This is a genomic window from Sorangium sp. So ce302, from assembly GCF_051530145.1.
Taxonomy (GTDB): Bacteria; Myxococcota_A; Polyangia; order Polyangiales; family Polyangiaceae; genus Sorangium; species Sorangium cellulosum_B.
This window is the reverse complement of the sequence record NZ_CP150326.1, coordinates 5,574,432-5,595,092: the sequence shown is the minus strand read 5'-3', so window position 1 is coordinate 5,595,092 and position 20,661 is coordinate 5,574,432. Positions and strand designations below refer to the sequence as shown.

The 20,661-nt window shown below is 71.0% G+C and carries 15 protein-coding genes; 5 read left to right on the top strand and 10 right to left on the bottom strand.

What is annotated here, in order from left to right; all coding sequences use genetic code 11:
* The first annotated feature begins 399 nt into the window (after positions 1–399).
* On the top strand, positions 400–1,998 hold the full coding sequence (locus WME73_RS21165; protein ID WP_437747218.1) for a serine/threonine-protein kinase: 1,599 nt from the start codon (positions 400–402) through the stop codon (positions 1,996–1,998).
* Between the two features lie 375 nt (positions 1,999–2,373).
* Here WME73_RS21165 and WME73_RS21160 read toward each other — a convergent pair whose 3' ends face one another.
* The 9 genes from WME73_RS21160 to WME73_RS21120 form a co-directional block, all read right to left on the bottom strand.
* Positions 2,374–2,892: a hypothetical protein gene (locus tag WME73_RS21160; protein WP_437916881.1), complete on the bottom strand. Its 519-nt coding sequence runs from the start codon at positions 2,890–2,892 to the stop codon at positions 2,374–2,376.
* A 921-nt stretch (positions 2,893–3,813) separates the two neighbouring features.
* Entirely contained in the window at positions 3,814–4,878 is a 1,065-nt protein-coding gene (leuB, locus tag WME73_RS21155) for a 3-isopropylmalate dehydrogenase (RefSeq protein WP_437747216.1), read from the bottom strand.
* Positions 4,875–6,521: a citramalate synthase gene (gene cimA, locus WME73_RS21150; protein WP_437747215.1), complete on the bottom strand. Its 1,647-nt coding sequence runs from the start codon at positions 6,519–6,521 to the stop codon at positions 4,875–4,877. Before cimA ends, leuB begins: the two co-directional genes overlap by 4 nt.
* A gap of 83 nt (positions 6,522–6,604) precedes the next feature.
* Positions 6,605–8,299, bottom strand: coding sequence for a 2-isopropylmalate synthase (locus WME73_RS21145; protein ID WP_437747214.1), 1,695 nt, complete (start codon positions 8,297–8,299; stop codon positions 6,605–6,607).
* Between the two features lie 34 nt (positions 8,300–8,333).
* Positions 8,334–9,347 (bottom strand): ketol-acid reductoisomerase, encoded by a 1,014-nt coding sequence (ilvC, locus tag WME73_RS21140; protein ID WP_012236362.1) that lies wholly within the window; start codon positions 9,345–9,347, stop codon positions 8,334–8,336.
* A gap of 105 nt (positions 9,348–9,452) precedes the next feature.
* On the bottom strand, positions 9,453–10,001 hold the full coding sequence (gene ilvN, locus WME73_RS21135; protein ID WP_012236361.1) for an acetolactate synthase small subunit: 549 nt from the start codon (positions 9,999–10,001) through the stop codon (positions 9,453–9,455).
* 137 nt (positions 10,002–10,138) lie between these two features.
* Positions 10,139–11,848, bottom strand: a complete 1,710-nt coding sequence (gene ilvB, locus WME73_RS21130) for a biosynthetic-type acetolactate synthase large subunit (RefSeq protein WP_437747213.1) — start codon at positions 11,846–11,848, stop codon at positions 10,139–10,141.
* Between the two features lie 93 nt (positions 11,849–11,941).
* The gene (locus WME73_RS21125; RefSeq protein WP_437747212.1) at positions 11,942–12,394 is read right to left on the bottom strand and encodes a hypothetical protein; all 453 of its coding nucleotides are present in this window, start codon (positions 12,392–12,394) and stop codon (positions 11,942–11,944) included.
* Positions 12,395–12,500: 106 nt separating this feature from the next.
* On the bottom strand, positions 12,501–12,731 hold the full coding sequence (locus WME73_RS21120; protein ID WP_437747211.1) for a hypothetical protein: 231 nt from the start codon (positions 12,729–12,731) through the stop codon (positions 12,501–12,503).
* A 412-nt stretch (positions 12,732–13,143) separates the two neighbouring features.
* Here WME73_RS21120 and WME73_RS21115 point away from each other — a divergent pair, with 412 nt between their 5' ends.
* From WME73_RS21115 to WME73_RS21100, 4 genes are all read left to right on the top strand, one after another.
* Entirely contained in the window at positions 13,144–14,160 is a 1,017-nt protein-coding gene (locus WME73_RS21115) for a hypothetical protein (RefSeq protein WP_437747210.1), read from the top strand.
* Positions 14,161–14,307: 147 nt separating this feature from the next.
* Positions 14,308–15,768 (top strand): amidase, encoded by a 1,461-nt coding sequence (locus WME73_RS21110; RefSeq protein WP_437747209.1) that lies wholly within the window; start codon positions 14,308–14,310, stop codon positions 15,766–15,768.
* A 37-nt stretch (positions 15,769–15,805) separates the two neighbouring features.
* A complete protein-coding gene (locus tag WME73_RS21105) occupies positions 15,806–17,002 on the top strand; it encodes a saccharopine dehydrogenase family protein (protein WP_437747208.1) in 1,197 nt (398 codons plus the stop codon).
* Positions 17,003–17,045: 43 nt separating this feature from the next.
* Positions 17,046–17,612 carry a gamma-glutamylcyclotransferase gene (locus WME73_RS21100; protein ID WP_437747207.1) on the top strand — a complete coding sequence of 189 codons (567 nt, stop codon included), beginning with the start codon at positions 17,046–17,048 and terminating at the stop codon, positions 17,610–17,612.
* On the opposite strand, the gene gyrA is transcribed toward WME73_RS21100, so the two are convergent.
* Entirely contained in the window at positions 17,609–20,230 is a 2,622-nt protein-coding gene (gene gyrA / locus WME73_RS21095; RefSeq protein WP_437916880.1) for a DNA gyrase subunit A, read from the bottom strand. The two genes, WME73_RS21100 and gyrA, sit on opposite strands and share 4 nt — an antisense overlap.
* Positions 20,231–20,661: the final 431 nt, after the last annotated feature.

The window sequence follows — 20,661 nt, the reverse complement described above, 5'->3', positions numbered from 1 at the left end:
GCGCCGAGGCGCGAGCGGCGCCTGGCGCCTGACCCGCGCCGCGGGCCGGCGGCCAAGGCGACGAGAGCCCAGCCCCAGGCGCCCCGGTCACCTCGCCGCGCCTCGGCGTCCCGCCGCGCCGCTCCCCCGAGGCGCTGACAGGATTCATGACCTCACGGGCATGTGTGTGCACGGCGGACGAACACGGCATGTGGGGCGGCGAACGGTCATGTTGGTACGACATCCGGGGTGGGAGACGGCGGGCAGCGCAGCCCGGCATCGTGGCCGAGGAAACCTGCCGCACGAGAAGCCAACAACGCTCGCTTGACGTTCGGCGTGGCTCTGGCGACCCTCGAGATTGCCATGAAACGTGCGCTGCTCCGAGAGGCTCTCCGCGCTGAGCGATCGGCCGCGGCGCGCATGCTCAGAGAGCGCGAGACTCGCCCGCTCGGCACGCGGCGCAGCGCGCCGGGCGCCCACGATGCGGAGAGCGTTCGTCGCGCGGTCCGCCGCGCTTTCCGGGTCGCGCTCTGGATATGGCCGGCGTTCACGCTTGTCGACGTGTTCATGGCGACCGTGCTGTACCCCGCGGCGCCGGTGTGGCGCTGCATCGTCCTGCGCGTCCTCGAGCAGGCGCTCTCCCTCGCCGTGTACCGGCTCTCGGGGCGCCCGACGCTCTCGGGGCGCGTCGTGCTCCTCGGGTACGAGGCCGCGTTCCTCACCGCCGCGATCTTCATCTCGTTGATGGCGCTCGATTTCGGCGGTCTGACGAGCGCGTACATGCACGGGCTCTCCATCGTCGTGCTGCTCCGCACGGCGCTCGTGCCCGCGCCGTTCAGCAAGGCGCTCCTCGCCTCCGCGCCGATGTTCCTCGCCTTCCCGGCGACGATGGGCATCGCCGCGATCTTCTCCCCGTCCATCCAGGCGGCGTGGCTCGATCCGACGACGCTGCTCACGGCCGCGAGCCATTACATCTTCGTCCCTGCCTCGGGGGTGATCGGGGCGCTGTCGAGCCACGTCGTGTGGGCCGCGCAGCAGCAGGTGTATCAGGCGCGCAAGCTGGGCAGGTACCGGCTCGAGGCGCCGATCGGCAAAGGGGGGATGAGCGAGGTCTGGCTCGCGTGGGACGAGACGCTCCACCGCGATGTCGCCCTCAAGCTCCTGAGGACGCGGGACGCGCCGGACCCGGCGGTGCCGAAGCGCTTCGAGCAGGAGGCGCACGCGGCGAGCAAGCTCAGCGATCCGCACACCATCCGGATCTTCGACTTCGGAGCGAGCGACGACGGCATCTACTACATCGCCATGGAGCACCTGCGCGGGGCCGATCTCGCCGCGATCGTGCGCAGCTACGGCCCCATGCCCGTGGCGCGCGCCCTGCGCTTCGCCCTGCAGGCCTGCCGCTCGCTCATCGAGGCGCACGAGGCCGGGATCATCCACCGGGACATCAAGCCGCAGAACCTCTTCGTCACCCGCGTTGGCGACGATCACGACTTCCTCAAGCTGCTCGACTTCGGGGTCGCGCGGATGGTCGAGGGCGGCCGGGACGCCGAGCTCACGAACAGCGGAATGCTCTGCGGGACGCCCGCCTACATGGCGCCGGAGGTGTGTCGTGGCGATCGGGCGGATGCGCGCAGCGACATCTACTCGCTCGGCGGCACGCTCTACTTCCTGCTCACCGGGGAGCTGCCGTTCGAGGGCTCGTCGTCGGGGCAGCTCTTCGTCGCGCACATGACGAAGGCGCCCCTCGCGCCGTCGGTGCGGCGCGGCCCCACCGTCCCTCGCGCGGTCGACCGCCTCGTCCTGCGGTGCCTCGCCAAGGACCCGCGCCACCGTTTCCAGAGCGCGCGGGCGCTGTTCGATGCGCTCCTCCCGCTGCTCGATGAGTCTGCCTGGACCGCGGCAGACGCGGAGCGCTTCTGGGTGACCGAGCGCGCGGAGAAGCTCGGCCGCCCGGAAGCGCCGCTCGAGCGCCCCACCGCGGCGCGCGGGGGCTCGACGCGGACCGCCTCCGCTCGATAGAGCCAGCGCACCGTCGCGGCGCGCGCGTGACTTTTATCTCACCTGCATGGGGGTCACGTGGTGGTGCTACACGAGGACCCGCTTCCCCGTAAGCCGCGTCCCGAGCCTCGCCGAGGCCGACGCTCGATCCCGGGTACCCCGGACCGCTCGCAAACCCGTGCGAGCGATCCGGGTGCACCGCGGTGGCGGTCGAGGCCCCTCCGCGGCCGCGTGAGGGAGCCTCGACCCGTCAGAGGGCCCGTCGCTTCATCGTCCGCTCATGACCCCTTGCCGGCGCCTTGCCGTGGCGAGGACCGAGCCGCGGCGGCGCCGCATCGGGGGCGCGGAGCGGGCGTCAGCAGGGCCTTCTCAAGCGAACCGTGTCAGCGCGGCGTCCTACCAGCCGCAGCCGCCGCCCCAGCCGCCCCAGCCGCAGCCGCCGCCCCAGCCCCAGGGCCGGAAGCCCCAGCCGCCGCCCCAGCCCCAGGGCCGGAAGCCCCAGCCGCCGCCCCAGCCCCAGGGCCGGAAGCCCCAGCCGCCGCCCCAGCCCCAGGGCCGGAAGCCCCAGCCGCCGCCCCACCAGCGGGCCGCATCGGGCTTCTCGCCGACGCCCTCCTCGCCAGTCGGGTTCGTCGAGCCGGGGTCCGCGGCGCCGACATCGGGCGCGCCGGGGGCCGGCGCGCTGGCGCTTGCTGCGCCGGGATCCGTCGCTCTCTCGTCCATCGCCGGATTCGCGCTCGACTCCTGATCAGCGGAATCCATCTCTTCGGCCTGGAACGCCTGCTTCGCCTCGTCGGTCTCGCTCATCACGTCGTCGGTGGGCGCGTCCGACGTCGTCGCCTCGGCCATGCAACCGGCCGCGGAGAGGGCCGTCGAGAGGGCGATGAGCGATGCGAACTTCGTCAATTGGCTCATGTTCCCGTTCTCCTGTGCACATCAATCCATGTCGAATGGAGTCATCGCCCGTCATGGCGACGAGCTTTGACACGCGGGGACCTGAGATCCCCCGCCGCACGATCATGTGTGGTGTTCGGGAGGTGATGTCGATTACCGCATAAAGGACACCTGAGACACCATGGACGCTTTCTGCGAGGCCGTGCGCGCCGCGAGGGAGGCGTCACGCGCTCCTTCCGGGGAGAGCGAGCCGCGGCTGCCTGGGAGGGCGCGAGCCGCGGCTGCGCGGCGCTCGCCGGCCTCCCACGTGCTCCGGCGGCTGCGCGCGCTCCTCGCAGATCCCGGGCGCCGGACGCCGCGTCATCGCTCTGGCTGGCCAGCGCAGAGGAGCGCAGGCGCGCCGGACTGCGATGCTACGAGGACCGGGCGCGGGAAGGCCTGTCCTTATGAGGCTTCGGCAGTGGTGCCTAGAACGCGAACAGCTCGATCAACGGAGATGGATCGGATGGCGCGGAGCACCCAGGCGTCGACCGCGAGCGACCGCCGCGCGGCGAAGGATGCTTCATGAAGGCTCGCGCGATCGTGTCGTCCGCCAGGATCTCCAGCGTGAAGGCCGATGGGGGAGATCCGCGCGACTGCGTCTCCGGAGCACATGCTCCCGCGGTTCACACAGGAGATCGTCAGGGCCACCATCGGACCCGTCCACGACACATACCGTCCCGTCCTGGTCGATGGTCGGGGGCGAAGAGCGATGGATTCGAGCGAGGAAAGCGGTGGACTGGACAGCCTGGGAGCAACGCGTAGGAGCGGCCTGCGAAGGGGCCTTGTGTCCACACGTCGATGGCCGTGCAGGGAAGGGGGCGAGAAGAGAGCGATCGCGCCGTAGATTGCGCGCGGCGAGCCCCGGTGAGGGGCTCGCCCGAGGCCGCCTGGAGGGAGCGTTCAGCCCGCGAGCTTCGCGCGGACCGCCTCGCCCATCCCCTGGGTCGACAGCTTGCCGCCGAGGTCCGCCGTCCGTGCGCCGCTGGCGATGGCCTGCGCCACCGCGCGCTCGAGCACGGCCGCCTCCTTGTCGAGCCGCAGCGAGTGCCGGAGCAGCATCGCGGCGCTCAGGATCGTCCCGATCGGGTTGGCGAGCCCCTTGCCGGCGATGTCGGGCGCCGAGCCATGGATCGGCTCGTAGACCCCGCGCGTCCCATCGCCCAGCGACGCGCTCGGGCAGAGCCCCAGCGAGCCGGCGAGCACGGCGGCCTCGTCGGTCAGGATGTCGCCGAACATGTTCTCGGTGACGATGACGTCGAACGCCGCGGCCGAGGTGATGAGCCGCATCGCGCACGAGTCGACGAGCTGGTGCTCGATGCGGATCTCCGGGTGGCGGGCGGCGACCTCGGTCGCCACCGTGCGCCAGAGCCGCGACGACTCGAGGACGTTCGCCTTGTCGACGGACGTGACGAGGCGCCTGCGCGAGGCCGCAAGGCGGAACGCGAGCTCGACGACGCGCTGGATCTCCTCGTCCGTGTACTCGAGCGTGTCGACCGCGCGCCGGCGCCCGTTCACCTCCTCGCGGAGTCGGGGCTTGCCGAAGTAGAGCCCGCCCGTCAGCTCACGGACGACCAGGATGTCGACGTCCGCGAGCCGCTCCGCCTTGAGGGGAGAGGCCTGGATGAGCTCCGGGAACAGGCGGATCGGCCGCAGGTTGGCGTACAGGCCGAGCCCCTGGCGCAGCGCGAGCAGCCCCTGCTCGGGGCGGACGCTCGCGCTCGGGTTGTCCCACTTGGGGCCGCCGACGGCGCCGAGCAGGACGGCATCCGCCGCGCGGCACGCGTCGAGCGTCTCCTGCGTCAGCGCCGTGCCGGTCGCGTCGATGGCGCACCCGCCGATGAGGTGCTCCGAGTAGCTGAAGCTGTGGCCGAACTGGGCGGCGACAGCGTCGAGGGTGGCGCGGGTTTCGGCGACCACTTCGACGCCGATGCCGTCGCCGGGCAAAAGAACGATATTGGCCTTCATGCGACCTCGCTGGCAGGCAACGTGGATGTGTACTGCTGTGGCTCTCTCGCTGCGAGCGTGAGCCCATACTCGATCCCGTCCGCGAGCGCATGCCAGGACGCATCGATGATGTTCGTCGACGCGCCGACGGTGCTCCACTGGCGATGCGCGTCGCGGCTGTTGATGAGCACGCGCGTCGTCGCCGAGGTGCCGTCGCGCCCGTCGAGGATACGCACCTTGTAGTCGACGAGCTGGATGTCACGCACGGCCGGGAACACGGGCGCGAGCGCCTTGCGGAGCGCGCCGTCGAGCGCGTTGACGGGGCCGGACCCCTCTGCCGCCGTGATCACCACCTCGTCGTCGACCGCGATCTTGATCATCGCCTCGGCGAAGGTGCCGACTCCTTCGCGCTGGCCCGCGATGACCTTGAAGTCGAGCAGCCGGAACGGCGGCTTGTAGCCCGGCGAGCTCCGGCGAAGCAGCAGCGCGACGGACGCCTCGGCCGCCTCGAACGACGAGCCGCGCGCCTCGCGCTCCTTGATCTGCTCCAGCACCTCGACCTCGGCGCCCGTCGGCACCTCGAGCCCGAACTCCTCGGCCTTGCTGAGGAGGTTGCCGCGGCCCGACAGCTCGCTGACCACGGTCCGCATTGCGTTGCCGACGAGCGCGGGATCGATGTGCTGGTAGGACGCAGGCTCGCGCCGCATCGCCGCGACGTGCACGCCGCCCTTGTGCGCGAAGGCGCTCCGCCCGACGTAGGCCATGTGATCGTCGGGGGAGAGGTTCGCCACGTCGGCGACGTAGTGCGAGAGCTCGGTGAGCCCGCGGAGCGCCCCGTCCGGGAGCGCCCGGAGGCCGAGCTTCAGCTCCAGGTTCGGGATGATCGCGCAGAGGTTCGCGTTCCCGCAGCGCTCGCCGTAGCCGTTGATGGTGCCCTGGACGTGCCGGGCGCCTCCGCGCACGGCGGCGATCGAGTTGGCGACCGCGCACTCACCGTCGTTGTGGGCGTGGATGCCGAGCGGGTGGCCCAGCGCCGCCTTCATCTCGGCCACCACCGCCTCGATCTGCCAGGGCATCGACCCGCCGTTCGTGTCGCAGAGCGTGACCACCTCCGCACCGCCGCGCACGGCGGCGCGCAGCGTCTCGGTCGCGTACGACCGGTCGAGCGCGAACCCGTCGAAGAAGTGCTCGGCGTCGTAGATCACGCGGCGGCCGTGCGCGCGCAGGAAGGCGATCGTCTCCTCGATCATCCGGAGGTTCTCGTCGAGCGTCGTGCGCAGCACCGCCGTCACGTGCTGGACCGAGCTCTTGCCGAAGATCGTGCAGACGCTCGTCCCCGCTGCGAGGAGCGCGCGCAGCCCGGGGTCGTCCTCGGGGGCCAGCGAGGCCCGGCGCGTCGAGCCGAACGCGGCGATCTTCGCGTGCTTCCACTCGATGTCCTTCGCCCGCTCGAAGAACTGCGCGTCCTTCGGGTTCGAGCCGGGCCACCCGCCCTCGATGAAGGTCAGGCCGAACGCGTCGAGGTGGCGCGCGATGCTCAGCTTGTCCTCGCACGCGAGCGAGATGCCCTCGCGCTGGGTGCCGTCGCGTAGCGTTGTGTCGTAGACGTCGACGCGGTCCGAGGGGCGGGCGCCCTGCTCCGCGCCGTTATGAGGCGGATTCATAAGGTTCGACTTCCTTGTGCAGCGAGATCGGGTCGCCGAGCTCGTCGCCCCCCTGGGGGGCCTCCTGCGCTCGGCGCACGGCCCTACCTCGCGGTCTCGACGGCGGCGCCGTGGCCGCTCTGGTTGCTCTCTGACGCCGCCGCGTCGTCCTTGGGCTCGACGCCGTAGGTCGCGAGGAGCCGGTTCAGGGCGGTGAGGTACGCCTTCGCGCTGGCCACCAGGATGTCGGTGTCAGCGCCGTGGCCGTGGAAGACGCGCGCCGCGGCGTCGTGCTGCGGGTGCCGCTTGCTCGACGTCGCGTCCGCCCGGACGCGGACGCTCACCTCGCCGAGCGCGTCGATGCCCTCGGTCACCGCGTGCACCGAGAACTCGAGGAGGCTGCTCGGCACGCGGACGATCTCGTCGATCGCCCGGTAGGCGGCGTCCACCGGCCCGGTGCCGATCGCGGCGCGGACGTGCAGCGCCCCGTCCGGCCCGCGGAGGCGGACGGTGGCGGTGGGCATGCCCGTGGTCCCGCAGGCGACCTGGAGCGCGTCGAGCGTGTAGAGATCGTCGGCCTGCGCCCGCGTGGTCGAGACGATCGCCTCGATGTCGGGATCGGTGACGTGCTTCTTCTTGTCCGCGAGCGCCTTGAAGCTGGCGAACGCCGCCGCGAGCTGGGCCTCGTCGAGGTGGTAGCCGAGCTCCTCCAGCCGGTTGCGGAGCGCGTGCCTGCCCGAGTGCTTGCCGAGGACGAGCCGGGTCTGCGTCACCCCGACCATCTCCGGCCGCATGATCTCGTACGTCTCCTGGTGCTTCAGCATCCCGTCCTGGTGGATGCCGGACTCGTGCGCGAAGGCGTTGGCGCCGACGATCGCCTTGTTCGGCTGGACGTTGAAGCCCGTGGCCGCGCTGACGAGGCGGCTCACGGTGGCGATCTGGGTCGTGTCGATCCCGGTGCGCAGCCCGAAGACGGCCCGGCGCGTGGCGAGCGCCATGACGATCTCCTCGAGCGCGGTGTTGCCGGCGCGCTCGCCGATGCCGTTGATGGTCACCTCGGCCTGGCGCGCGCCCGCGCGGATGCCCTCCAGCGCGTTGGCCGTCGCGAGCCCGAGGTCGTTATGGCAGTGGACCGAGACGATGGCGCGGTCGATCCCCGGGACGTTCTTGCGGATCCCCGCGATGAGCGCGCCGAACTCGCTCGGGATGGTGTACCCGACGGTGTCCGGGATGTTGAGCGTGGTTGCCCCGGCGGCGATCGCGGCCTCGAGCACCTGGTAGAGGAACTCCGGCTCGCTCCGGCCGGCGTCCTCGGGGCTGAACTCCACGTCGGCGCACATGTCGCGCGCGTACGCGACCATGGCCCGCACGCGGTCGAGCACCTCCGCCCGGGTCATCCGGAGCTTGTGCTTGAGGTGGATGTCGCTCGTGGCGAGGAAGGTGTGGATCCGGGGGTGCGCGGCCCGGGCGACGCCCTCCCACGCCTTGTCGATGTCGACCTTGGTGGCGCGGGCGAGGGCGCAGATGATCGGCGGGGTCGCGGCGGGGCGGCCGGGGACCGCGGCCGCGCCCACGCGCTCGGCGATCGTCTGGACGGCGAGCAGATCGTCGGGGGAAGCGGCGGGGAAGCCCGTCTCGATGACGTCGACGCCGAGCTTCGCCAGCGCGAGCGCGATCTCGAGCTTCTCCGACGATGTCATCGTCGCGCCCGGCGACTGCTCGCCGTCGCGCAGCGTCGTGTCGAAGATGCGGACGTAATCGGACGGGGGCATCGCTTGATTCGCAATGATCTCAGGCATGGTGTTCTCCGCCGCCTCCCACGAGTGGAGAGGCTCAGTCGCCGGGCTTGATGGTGACGGGATCGATGAACGGCATCATCTTGCGCAGGTTGGCGCCCACGATCTCGAGCCGCTGCTCCCGCTCCTTCGCCCGCGTCGCCTCGAACTTCGGCCGGCCCGCCTCGTTCTCCGCGATCCACTTGCGCGCGAACTCGCCGCTCTGGATCTCGGCGAGGATGCGCTTCATCTCCTCGCGCGTCTTGTCGGTGATGACCCGCGGGCCCGACACGTAGTCGCCGTGCTCGGCGGTGTCGCTGATCGAGTACCGCATGTAGTTGAGGCCGCCGCGGTACATGAGGTCGACGATGAGCTTGAGCTCGTGCAGACACTCGAAGTACGCGATCTCCGGCTGGTAGCCGGCGTTGACGAGCGTCTCGAAGCCGGCCTTCACGAGCTCGCTCGCGCCGCCGCAGAGCACCGCCTGCTCGCCGAAGAGGTCGGTCTCGGTCTCCTCCGCGAACGTCGTGAGGAGCACCCCGGCGCGCGTCGCGCCGATGCCCTTCGCGTAGGCGAGCGCCTGGGCCTCCGCCTTGCCGCTCGCGTCCTGGTGGACGGCGAGGAGGGCCGGGACGCCGCCGCCGGCCTCGAACGTCTCGCGCACCCGGTGGCCGGGGCCCTTCGGGGCGATCATCGACACGTCGACCGACGGGGGGGGCGTGATCGTGTTGAAGCGGATGTTGAACCCGTGCGCGAACATGAGCGTCTTGCCCGGGCCGAGGTGCGGCGCGATCTGCTCGTTGTAGATGCGCGCCTGCGACGTGTCGGGGGCGAGGATCATGATGACGTCGGCGGCCTTCGCGGCCTCGGACACCGTGGCCACCTGCAGCCCCGCGGCCTGCGCCTTGGGCCGGCTCTTGCTGCCCTCGGGCAGGGCGACGATCACCGTGACGCCGCTGTCGCGCAGGTTCAGCGCGTGCGCGTGCCCCTGGGAGCCATAGCCCACGATCGCGACCTTCTTGCTCTGGATGAGCGAAAGATCCGCGTCGTTATCGTAAAAAATCTTAGCCATCTCTCTCTCCTTACAACCGGGACCCGCACCTCGCGGCTCCCGTCCTTCACGTCGTTCACGTGTCGCGCGCGCTCTTTACACCGTCGCTACACCGTCGTCATACCGTCAGGAGGCGCCGTTCTCGGCGGTGCGCACGGGGATCGAGTCGAACCTGGCCTCGGCCTCCTCGGCGCCGCGGGTCATCACGATCATCCCGGTCCGCACCATCTCGATGATCCCGAACGGGCGGAGCACCTCGAGCAGGCCCTCGATCTTGTCGCCGGTCCCGGTGATCTCGATGGTCAGCGCCTCGGGGGCGACATCGACGGTGCGCGCGCGGAACACCTCGCAGAGCTGGAGCACCTGCGCCCGGCTCGTCGCGTCTGCCTTCACCTTGATGAGCGCGAGATCGCGCGCGACCGAGGCGGTGTGGGTGACGTCCCGGACCCAGAGGGTGTTGACCAGCTTGTAGAGGTTCGCCTCCAGGCGCCGCGCCCCGTCCTCGTCCGCCTCGAGGACCAGGGTCAGGCGCGAGATCCCGGCGATGTGGGTGCGCCCGACGCTCAGCGACTCGATGTTGTAGGCGCGCCGCCGGAAGAGGGACGCGACGCGGTTGAGCACGCCGGGGCGGTCTTCGACGTAGGCGATGAACGTGCGCAGGATGGGTCGATCCATGGATGCCTCTTGAAAGTCCCTCTTGTCTATGGTGCGCCCGGCTCCGGCCGCGGCGCGCTCGGGCGCGCCCCGCCCGTCCGACGGGCGCACGCTCACGCTGGAGCGCGCGCCCAGGGCGCGTGGGTCTGCTGGCGCGTTCACGGGTCCTCCCCGGTCTCCACGATGGGGCTCGGGCGCCGGATCATGTCGTTGAGGTCGGCGCCGGCGGGGACCATCGGATAGACGCTATCCTCCTGCTCCACACGGAAGTCGACGACCACGGTGCCGGGCGTGGCGCGGGCGCGCTCCACGGCCCCGGCGATCTCCTCGCGCTTCGTGACGCGGATGCCGGTCAGCCCGTGGGCCTCGGCGAGCTTCACGAAATCCGGGCTGCGCATCGGGGTCGCCGAGTAGCGCCGGTTGTAGAAGAACTCCTGCCACTGCCGCACCATGCCGAGGTAGCCGTTGTTGATGACGGCCACGTGGACCTTGAGCCCCTCCTGCGCGCAGGTCGAGAGCTCGCACGCGGTCATCTGGAAGCCGCCGTCGCCCACGACCACCCAGATCTCATCCTCCGGCTTCGCGAAGCGCGCGCCGATCGCCGCCGGCAGGGAGAAGCCCATCGTGCCGAGCCCGCCGGAGGTGATGAGCTTCCGCGGGTAATCGTGCTTGTAGTACTGCGCTTCCCACATCTGGTGCTGGCCGACGTCGGTTACCACAAGCGCCTTGCCGTCGGTGAGCCGCCAGAGGTCGTGCATCACGTGCGCGGCGTACAATTTGTCGTTGTACGGCAATTGTTGAATGTCACGGACCGCCGAGTCGCCCTTCAACAGGTTGATGCGGTCGACCCACGGGCCGCGGTTGCGCTGCTTGCACCCGGGGATGAGCGACAGCAGCGTGTCCCGGACGTCGCCGACGAGGCCGACATCGACCTTGACATTCTTGTTGATCTCGGACCGGTCGATCTCGACGTGGATCTTCTTCGCCTTGACGGCGTAGGTCTTGAGGTTGCCGGTCACGCGGTCGTCGAAGCGCATCCCGAGCGCGATGAGGAGGTCGGCCTCCTGGATAGCGTTGTTCACCCACGCCTCGCCGTGCATCCCCATCATGCCGAGGCTGAGGGGGTGCTTCGCCGGGAAGCCGCCGAGGCCGAGCAGCGTGGAGGCGACGGGGATCCCCGTCTTCTCCACGAAGGCGAGGAGCTCGCGCGTCGCCTCGGCCCTGACGATGCCCTGACCGGCCAGGATGAGCGGCCGCTCGGCCTCGTCGATGAGGTCGATCGCCTTCTCGATGTCCGTCTGGACGGCGTGCTGCGAGGGGCGGTAGCCGGGCAAGCGGACCTCGCCCTTCGGCGGCTCGAATTCGATCGACGCCTGCTGGGCGTCCTTGGTGATGTCCACGAGCACGGGGCCCGGGCGGCCCGAGCGCGCGATGTAGAACGCCTCGCGGAGGGCGGGGGCGATGTCCTCCACGTCGGTCACGAGGTAGTTGTGCTTGGTGATGGGCAGGGTGACGCCCGTGATGTCCGTCTCCTGGAACGCGTCGGTCCCGAGCAGCTTGGAGGACACCTGCCCGGTGATACAGACGATCGGCGAGGAGTCGAGCATCGCCGTCGCGATCCCGGTGACGAGGTTCGTCGCGCCCGGCCCCGAGGTGGCGACGCACACGCCGACCTTGCCCGAGGCGCGGGCGTACCCGTCCGCCATGTGCGCCGCGCCCTGCTCGTGCCGGACGAGCACATGGCGGATCGGGTAACCGAGGATCGTGTCGTAGGCGGGCATGATCGCGCCGCCCGGATAGCCAAAGACCACGTCCACGCCTTCGCGGACGAGGACTTCCCAGATAATCTGTGCACCGGTTCGTTTCATAATTCCCGACTCCATCGAGTCACGCGGGTGAAGGTGGGGCGCATGGGGGCGCCTTGGCCGCGGGGTTCCGCCGTTTCTCAGAGGCTCAGCAACTTAGGCGATCGCGCGCTGCAGATCCTCCCGAGGGCCGTCGCCGCTGCTCTCCTCGCGGCGGATCGCGTCGAGCACCCTGCGCGCGTCGTCGAGCGACACGACGCGCGAGCTGCCCGGTGCGCTCGCCGGCTTGGCGCGCAGATCAGCGCGCTGGTCCACGTTGGAGCGCGCGGAGGGCGGGTCAGCATGGAACTCGAACGATGCCTCCGCGGCGTCGCCGTGCGGGCGCGCGCCCTTGAGGTGCGTCGAGGAGCGCTGGGGCGCGCGGACGGCGCCCCCGCTGGCTCGGGCGCGGATCTCGTCGACGAGCGCCTCGAACTCCTCTCGCACGGCGCTCGACGCGACGGGCACCCCACATCCCGCGGCGACGAGCTCGGCGAGCTCCGCGATGCGCTGGCCGACGGCCTCGATTGAGGCGTCCTCCCGATTTTTCCTCGAATGTTCCTTGCTCACCTGATCCTCCTTCGACGACGGCTGCTCTCCGTGAACCCTCAGGCCGAAAAAAACGAAAGCCCCCGGACCATCTCGGTGCGGGGGCCTATCTCCATGCTGTTTCAGCTCAGAGCGGCGGCCCGCACCCGTTCCCGACGCGAATCAGCCCGACGACGTCAACTAGGCTGATGAGCGCAGGAATGGCTAGGCCCGCTAGGAGCCCGACGGACACGCCGCCTTCGACGACGACGAACGAACGCGCCGTCGAGGACGCCAACGAAGCACGGTGCACAACCTTCTCAGCGAGGGTCCCATCGCCGGAGGCGTGGGCGCTGGCGGTGCACATCGGCTTCTGCATGGCGTAGATGCTTCTACCCTACAGAGCTGCTGCGTCGCGTCAAGTTGTTTCTTTACAGATCGCTTGTTTCTGCGGCATTTCGTGCAGTTTTTTGTTCGAGCGCGCGCACGTGAACCGCGTGATGTTCAGCACGGACCGGCGCTGTCCGGGAGCTTGGTCTGCGGTGTCTCGAACGGCGATTCACTGCGCTCGATGTGCACGGATGCGTCACTCGAGCGCGACGCCGGGCGAGTCGAGCGAGGCGCGCCGAGCGCGTCGCGTGGCGCGCGCGCAAGCGAGGGCGCGGCCAGGAATGCTGGGGTGCCGGGGAGAGGTGCGCAAACACCGGACGTCGGCTCATGCGCCGCCGAAGTGCAGACTGCTGTCTTGAACTGACTGCCGCCAGATCGCGCGACACACCCATGAACCCGGCATGCAAGCGCATCGCGTCGCGCAGGCGCGCCCTGCCGATCGAACGGTCTCGCCCTGGGGTCTGCAGCGCCGCCGCGTGGCCTCGCTCGGCACGGTCGGGCTCCTCGCGCTGAGCGGCGCCGCCGCGGCCCGCGCCGATCCTGCGCAGCCAGGGGATCCCACGGCGCTCGCCGGTGCACAGCCCGCGCGGCCGTCGCTTCCACCCGCGCCGCCTGCGCAGCCACCTGCTGCGCCGGAGCGGCCCGCCGCTGCGGCGCCCCGGACGCAACCGAGGGCGGCCGCCAACTTCAGCACGTTCCTCGAGCTCCGGAACGATTACTCGAGCGGCAAGAACGGCTTCTTCAACGCAGCGGTGCTCCGGGGGGACTACGCGTTCACCAGGACGTTCTCGCTGCGCGCAGACCTGCCGCTCGCGTACGCGGGCGACATCGAGGGCCAGCGCGACGTGGGGCTCGGCGACATCCTGATCCGGCCGCTCGTCCGCGTGGTGGGCACGCCGCGGTTCGCGCTGGTCCTGGGCACGGATCTCCTCCTCGACTCGGCGACGAAGCGCGCGCTCGGCGCGGGAAAGAACCAGGTGGCGCCCCTCGTCCAGGCGTACGTCCGCGTGGCGCGGCCCGCGCGGCTCGGGGCCCAGCTGCAGCACGCGGTGTCGTTCGGCGGCGACCCGGGGCGGAACGCCATCCAGAAGTCGACGATCAGGGAATTCGCGATCATCGAGCTGCCGCACGGGTTCTGGGTGAGCCCGGACCAGGCGTTCTCGATCGACCACCGCGGAGCGCACCGCGTCGTGTCGACGAGCGTGCTGGAGGTCGGCGCAGAGCTCAGCGAACGGGTGCAGGTGTACGTCGATCCCGGCGTCCAGGTCGATGACCGGGGGGCGGTCGACTGGCTGGTCACCGGGGCGGTGCGGTGGGCCTTCCCGCAGCGAGCGCGGGCGCGCGCGGTCGCCGCCGCGCGGGTGCAGCGCGCGGGTACGGAGCAGGCCGCGGGCGCGGAGCAGGCCGCGGAGGAGTAGGCGGCTCGCGCCTCCGGCGTCCAAGAGGACGCCCGGCGAGGGCCGCGCGCGTCTCGCGCCCGGGATGGGGCGGGGGCGATCGACGGACCCGGGGTGGCGGACCCTTGACCTGGGTCGTCGTCCCGAGCCTGATCCTCGGTCGCACGCATGCTGTCACGAGATCCGCTGCTCCTGCTCTCCGCGACCCGGCTCGCCGCGCTGATCCGCGAACGCGCCGTGACGTCGGCCGAGGTCGTGGAGGCCCATATCCGGCACATCGAGCGCGTGAACCCGACGCTCAACGCGATGGTGGCGGACCGGTTCGAGGCCGCCCGCGCCGAGGCGCGCGCGGCCGATGCCCTCCTCGAACAACGCGGGGCCGCGGGCGCGCCGCCGTTCCTCGGCGTCCCGTGCTCCATCAAGGAGAGCTTCGCCGTCGCCGGCATGCCGAACTCCGCCGGGCTCGTCGCACGCGCCGGCGTGCGCGCGGAGGAGGACGCCGTGACGGTCACGCGCCTGCGCGCGGCCGGCTTCATCCCGCTCGGCGTCACCAACGTGTCGGAGCTCTGCATGTGGATGGAGACGAACAACCGGCTCTACGGCCGGACGAACAACCCCTACGACCCGGCGCGCACCGCGGGCGGCAGCTCGGGCGGGGAGGCCGCGGTGGTCGGCGCGGGCGGCGCGCCGGTCGGGCTCGGCTCGGACATCGGCGGATCCATCCGCATGCCCGCGTTCTTCAACGGCGTCTTCGGCCACAAGCCGACCGGCGGGCTCGTGCCGACCTCGGGCCAGTTCCCGCTGCCGGGCGAGCGAGGGCTCCGCTTCATGACGACGGGGCCGATCGCGCGGCGCGCCGAGGATCTCATGCCGGTGCTCCGCATCCTCGCCGGCCCCGACGCGCGCGATCCGGGCTGCGCGCCGCTGCCGCTCGGCGATCCGGCCTCGGTCGATCTCGGCACGCTGACGGTGCTCTCCGTCGAGCACGACGGGGTGCGCCGGGTGAGCGCCGATCTCGTGGCCGCGCAGCGGAGGGCGGCGGAGGCGCTCGCCGCCTGCGGGGCGACGGTGATCGAGGCGAAGGTCGACCTCCTCGCGCGGGCGCTCGACATCTGGACCGCGATGGTGGGCACGTCCGGGGGCGTCACGTTCCGGGCGTTGCTCGGTGATGGCCGCCCGGTCAGCCTGCCGCGCGAGCTCGCCCGCTGGTCGGTCCGCCGCTCGACGCACACGCTGCCGGCGCTGGGGCTCGCGTTGCTGGAGGACGTCGGCGGGCTGCTGCCGGCGCGCGTCGAGCGGGCCCTGGAGCTCGGCAAGGCGCTGCGCGCCGAGCTCGTGTCGCGCATCGGCGAGCAGGGCGTGATGCTCTACCCGTCCTATCCGAGCCCCGCGCCGCGGCACTACGCGCCGCTCCTGCCGCCCTTCCAGTGGACATACACCGCGGTGCTCAACGTCATGGAGATGCCGGCGACGCAGGTGCCGCTGGGCCTCAACGGCGAGGGGCTGCCGCTCGGCGTCCAGGTGGCGGCGATCCACGGCAACGATCATGTGACGATCGCCGTGGCGGAGCACCTGGAGCGCTCGTTCGGCGGCTGGGTGCCGCCGTCGCTCTCGTGGTGCCGGCGATGACGTTCCCGCCCGCGGTCGTGGTATCAAGGCTGCCCCCATGACCAGCGACCGCGCGTACGACGTGATCGTCTTCGGAGCGACCGGCTTCACCGGTCGCCTCGTCGCCGAGTATCTCGCCACCAAGGGCAAGGACGCCTCTGCCCGCGGCGCAGAAGAGCGGCCCATCCGCTGGGCGATCGCTGGCCGGAACGCGGGGCGCCTCGCCGAGGTGAAGGCGGCGATGGAGGCGATCGATCCGGCGTGCTCCTCGCTGGGCGTCATCGAGGCGGCGTCGGACGACGCGGCGTCGCTCGAGCGCATGGCCCGGAAGGCGCGCGTCGTCATCACGACGGTCGGTCCTTACACGGCGCTCGGCGAGCCGCTCGTCGAGGCGTGCATCCGCGCGGGCACGGACTACGCGGATCTCACCGGCGAGCCCGGGTTCGTCGACCGCCTCATCGAGCGCCACCACGAGGCTGCCCGCGCGCGGGGCGTGCGGATCGTCAACTGCTGCGGCTTCGACAGCATCCCGCATGACCTCGGGGTGCTCTTCACGGTGACGAAGCTCCCCGCGGGCGAGCCGATCGTGGTGGAGGGCATCGTGCGCGCGCACGGCAGCTTCTCCGGCGGCACCTGGCAGTCGCTGCTCGAGATCATGGCGCGCCCCGGCCCAAGGAAGGGCGCCGCGCGCGGCGAGGACGCGCACGGGGCGCGCAGGGTGCGGGGGCTCAAGACGCGCATCCACTACGAGAAAGGGCTGCGCGCATGGCTCTGCCCGATGCCCAGCATCGATCCGCTCGTCGTGCTGCGGAGCGCGCGGGAGCTCGACGCCTACGGCCCCGACTTCCAGTACAGCCACAACGTGCAGGTCAAGTCCGGGCTGCAGCTCGTGATGGGGATCGCCGGCTTCGGCGCGGTCACGGCGCTGGCCAAGGTGGGACCGACGCGGGAGCTGCTCCGCAAGGTGCGGAGTCCGGGGGAGGGGCCGAGCGCGGAGGAGCGGGCGCGCAGCTGGTTCCAGGTGACCTTCCAGGGGAAGAGCGCGTCCCGCAAGGTGGTGACGCGGGTGAGCGGCGGCGATCCCGGTTACTCGGAGACGGCCAAGATGGTGGCAGAGTCGGCGCTCTGCATGGCGTTCGACCGCGAGCGGCTGCCGGCGCGCGCCGGGGTCATCACGCCGGTCGTCGCGATGGGGGAGCGGCTCATCGAGCGGCTTCAGGCGGCGGGGATCCGGTTCGAGCTGCTCGAGGGGTGAGCTGCGGCGGCTGACGGCCGGCGCGGTTTGGTACAATCGCCCCGTGCACCGCGAGACGTGGATCTTCGGTTACGGCTCGTTGATCTGGCGGCCGGCCTTCCGCTTCGAGCAGATGGTGCCCGGGTACATCACGGGGTGGGCCCGCCGCTTCTGGCAGGGGTCCACCGATCATCGGGGCGTCCCTGGGGCGCCCGGGCGGGTGGTCACGCTGATTCCGTCGCCTGGCGCGCGCTGCTGGGGGATGGCCTATCGCGTTGCCGAGGCCGAGCTCGACGAGGTGCTCCGCGCGCTGGACCACCGCGAGAAGGGCGGCTATGCGCGCCACGACGTGCCGCTCCACCTTGCGGACGGGGCGGCGGTGCGCGCGGAGATCGCGGCCCGGTCGGCCATCGTGTACCTGGCCACGCCGGATAACCCCGACTACCTGGGCGCTGCGCCGCTCCCCGAGATTGCCGCTCAGGTGCTTGCGTCGGACGGCCCGAGCGGCTCGAACGTCGAGTATGTACTGCAGCTCGCCGACGCGCTCGTCGCGATGGGCGCCCACGACGAGCACGTGACCGAGTTAGCGGGCCTCGTTGGCCACCGAGCTCCCCGCCCGGTCGACCTCTAGTTGACCTCGCTGCTGCCGTTCTCGCCCGCGTGATCCGCGACCCCGTTGGTCCCGTCCACGCCCGCCGCCGGCGGCGTCGACCCGCCCTCCTCGGCCTCGGCCGCGTCCGCCGCGAAGGCCTCGACGGCGACGACCCGCTCGTCCTGGCCGACGTGCATGATCCGCACGCCCTGCGCGTTGCGCCCCGTCTCGCGGATCTCGCTCGTCTTGGTGCGGATCATCTGCCCGCGATCGGTCACGATCAGCACCTCGTCGCTCGGGCTCACCATGGCGACGCCCACGACCGGCCCGTTCCGCTCGCTCGCGTCGATGAGGATGACGCCCTTGCCGCCGCGGCTCTGGAGCCGGAACTCCTCGAGCGGCGTCTGCTTGCCGTATCCGCGCTCGCACACCGCGAGCACCCGGTCGCGCCCGTCGCCGCTCACGCCGAGGCCCACCACCACGTCGCCCTCGTCGAGCTCGATGCCCTTCACGCCCATCGTCGCGCGGCCCGTCGGGCGCACCTGGTCCTCGGGGAAGCGAATGCTCATCCCGCTCCGCGTCGCGATCACGAGCTCGCGCTTGCCGTCGGTGAGCGCCGCCGTGAAGAGCTGATCGCCCTCCTCGATCCGCACGCCGATGATCCCCTTGTCCCGGTAGTTCTCGTACTCGTTGAGCGCCGTCTTCTTGATCTGCCCGCGGCGGGTCAGCGTCACCACGAACGTCTCGCCGTCGAAGCTCGGCACCGGCGTGATCGCCGCGACCTTCTCCCCCGGCTCCATCCCGACGAAGTTCACGATCGCCCGGCCCTTCGCGTTCCGAGGCGCCTGCGGGATCTCGTAGACCTTCTTGACGAAGACCTTGCCCTTGTCGCTGAAGAAGAAGACGTACGAGTGCGTCGACGCCACGAAGAGCTGGCTCACCCAGTCCTCCTCGCGCGCCTCCATCCCCACCATCCCCTTGCCGCCGCGGCGCTGCGCCCGGTACGTCGAGGTCGGCGTCCGCTTCAGGTAGCCGGCGTGCGAGATGGTCACGACCATGTCCTCTTCCTGGATCAGGTCCTCCATCTGGATCTCGGCCTCGGCCGGGACGATCTCGGTGCGCCGCTTGTCGCCGAAGCGCTCCTTGATCTCCTCGAGCTCCATCACGATCACATTCATGAGCAGCCCCATGTCGGCCAGGATCGCCCGGAGCCGCTCGATGGTCTGCGACAGCTCGCCGTACTCCTTCGCGAGCTTCTCCCGCTCGAGGCCGGTCAGGCGCGACAGCCGCATCTCGAGGATCGCCTTGGCCTGCCGCTCCGACAGGAAGTAGTCGCCGCGGCCGTCGGCCTCGGCGCACTCGGGCTCCGGGCGGCCGGCGCGCCGGAGGAACTCGCCGAGCCCCCGGAGCGGCAGCTTCTGCAGGTTCTCCCGCGCCTCCTCCGGATCGCTCGAGGCCCGGATCGTCGCGACGATGCGATCGATGTCGCTCGTCGCCATCCCGAGCCCCTCGACGAGCTCGCGCTGCGCCTCGGCCTGCCGGAGCTCGAACCGACAGCGCCGCGTCACGACCTCGCGCCGGTGCTCGATGAAGTGCGAGAGCGTGTCCTTCAGGCTCAGCACCGCGGGGCGCCCGTTCGCGATCGACAGGTTGATGACCCCGAACGTCGCCTGGAGGTCCGTCAGCCGGTAGAGCTGGTTGACGACCACCTGCGGGAAGATGTCCTTCTTCAGCTCGATGACGATCCGCATCCCCTCGCGGTCGCTCTCGTCGCGCACCTCGCTGATCCCCTCGATGCGCTTCTCCTTCATGCACTCGGCGATCTTCGCGACCAGCCGGGCCTTGTTCACCTGGTAGGGGATCTCGGTGAAGACGATCTGCTCGCGGTCGCCCTTCATCGTCTTCTCGACCTGGTGGCGCCCGCGCATCGTGATCGAGCCGCGGCCGGTCGTGTACGCCTGCACGATCCCGCTCTTGCCGTAGATGAGGCCGCCGGTCGGGAAATCGGGGCCCGGGACGAGGTGGAGCAGCTCCTCCAGGGTGATGTCGGGGTTGCGGATGATGGCGATCGTCGCGTCGATGATCTCGCCGAGGTTGTGCGGCGGGATGTTCGTCGCCATGCCGACGGCGATGCCGCCGGATCCGTTCACCAGGAGCTGCGGGAACTTCGCCGGCAGGACGCTCGGCTCGAGCTCCGAGTCGTCGTAGTTCGGGACGAAGTCGACAGTGTCCTTGTCGAGATCGGCGAGCAGCTCGACGGCCATCCGCGACAGGCGCGACTCCGTGTACCGCATGGCCGCGGGCGAGTCGCCGTCGACCGAGCCGTAGTTGCCCTGCCCGTCGATGAGCGGGTAGCGCAGGCTGAAGGTCTGCCCCATCCGGACGAGCGCGTCGTAGACCGCGAGATCGCCGTGCGGGTGGTACTTGCCGAGGACGTCTCCGACGACGCGCGCGCACTTCTTGTGCGAGCCGGTGGGGCCGATCTTCTGCTCGTTCATCGAGTAGAGGATCCGGCGGTGCACCGGCTTCAGGCCGTCGCGCACGTCCGGGATCGCGCGGCCGATGATCACGCTCATCGCGTAGTCGAGGTAGCTCGTCCGGAGCTCGTCCTGGATGCTGACCGGAACCTTCTGCTGGATGTTCGACGTCTCTTCCATGGGGGACCTGCACCCGAGGCGCGGGGGGCGGGCGCGGCGCGCGCTCGGCCCCCGTCGTAGAGGCCCATCCCAGCGCGGCTCGAGCGTCGAGCGGAGCAGCAGAAGCGGCCCTGGCCTCGAACGACGAGCGACGAGGTGGAGTCCGGCCTTCGCCGCCCGCCCTATGACCCACGCTGTTCAGGGGATGCGACGGATGCGTTCAGGTACTCCAAGGGGCAGGCCGGCGCAAAGGGTTTGCCGGCCTCAGAGGGCGTTCCTGACCACGCGCGCGGGCGCGGATCGCGGCCTGCCGCCGGCTCCTCGCCGGACGCCGCGAGGCGTCTGGCGAGGGCGCATCAGGGGGGCCGGACAGCGCAGCGAGAGCGCGGGAGCGTCCTGGGCGGGGGAGCTGGACGGCGCGGTGGGAGCATGAGGCGACACACCGGGGGCGC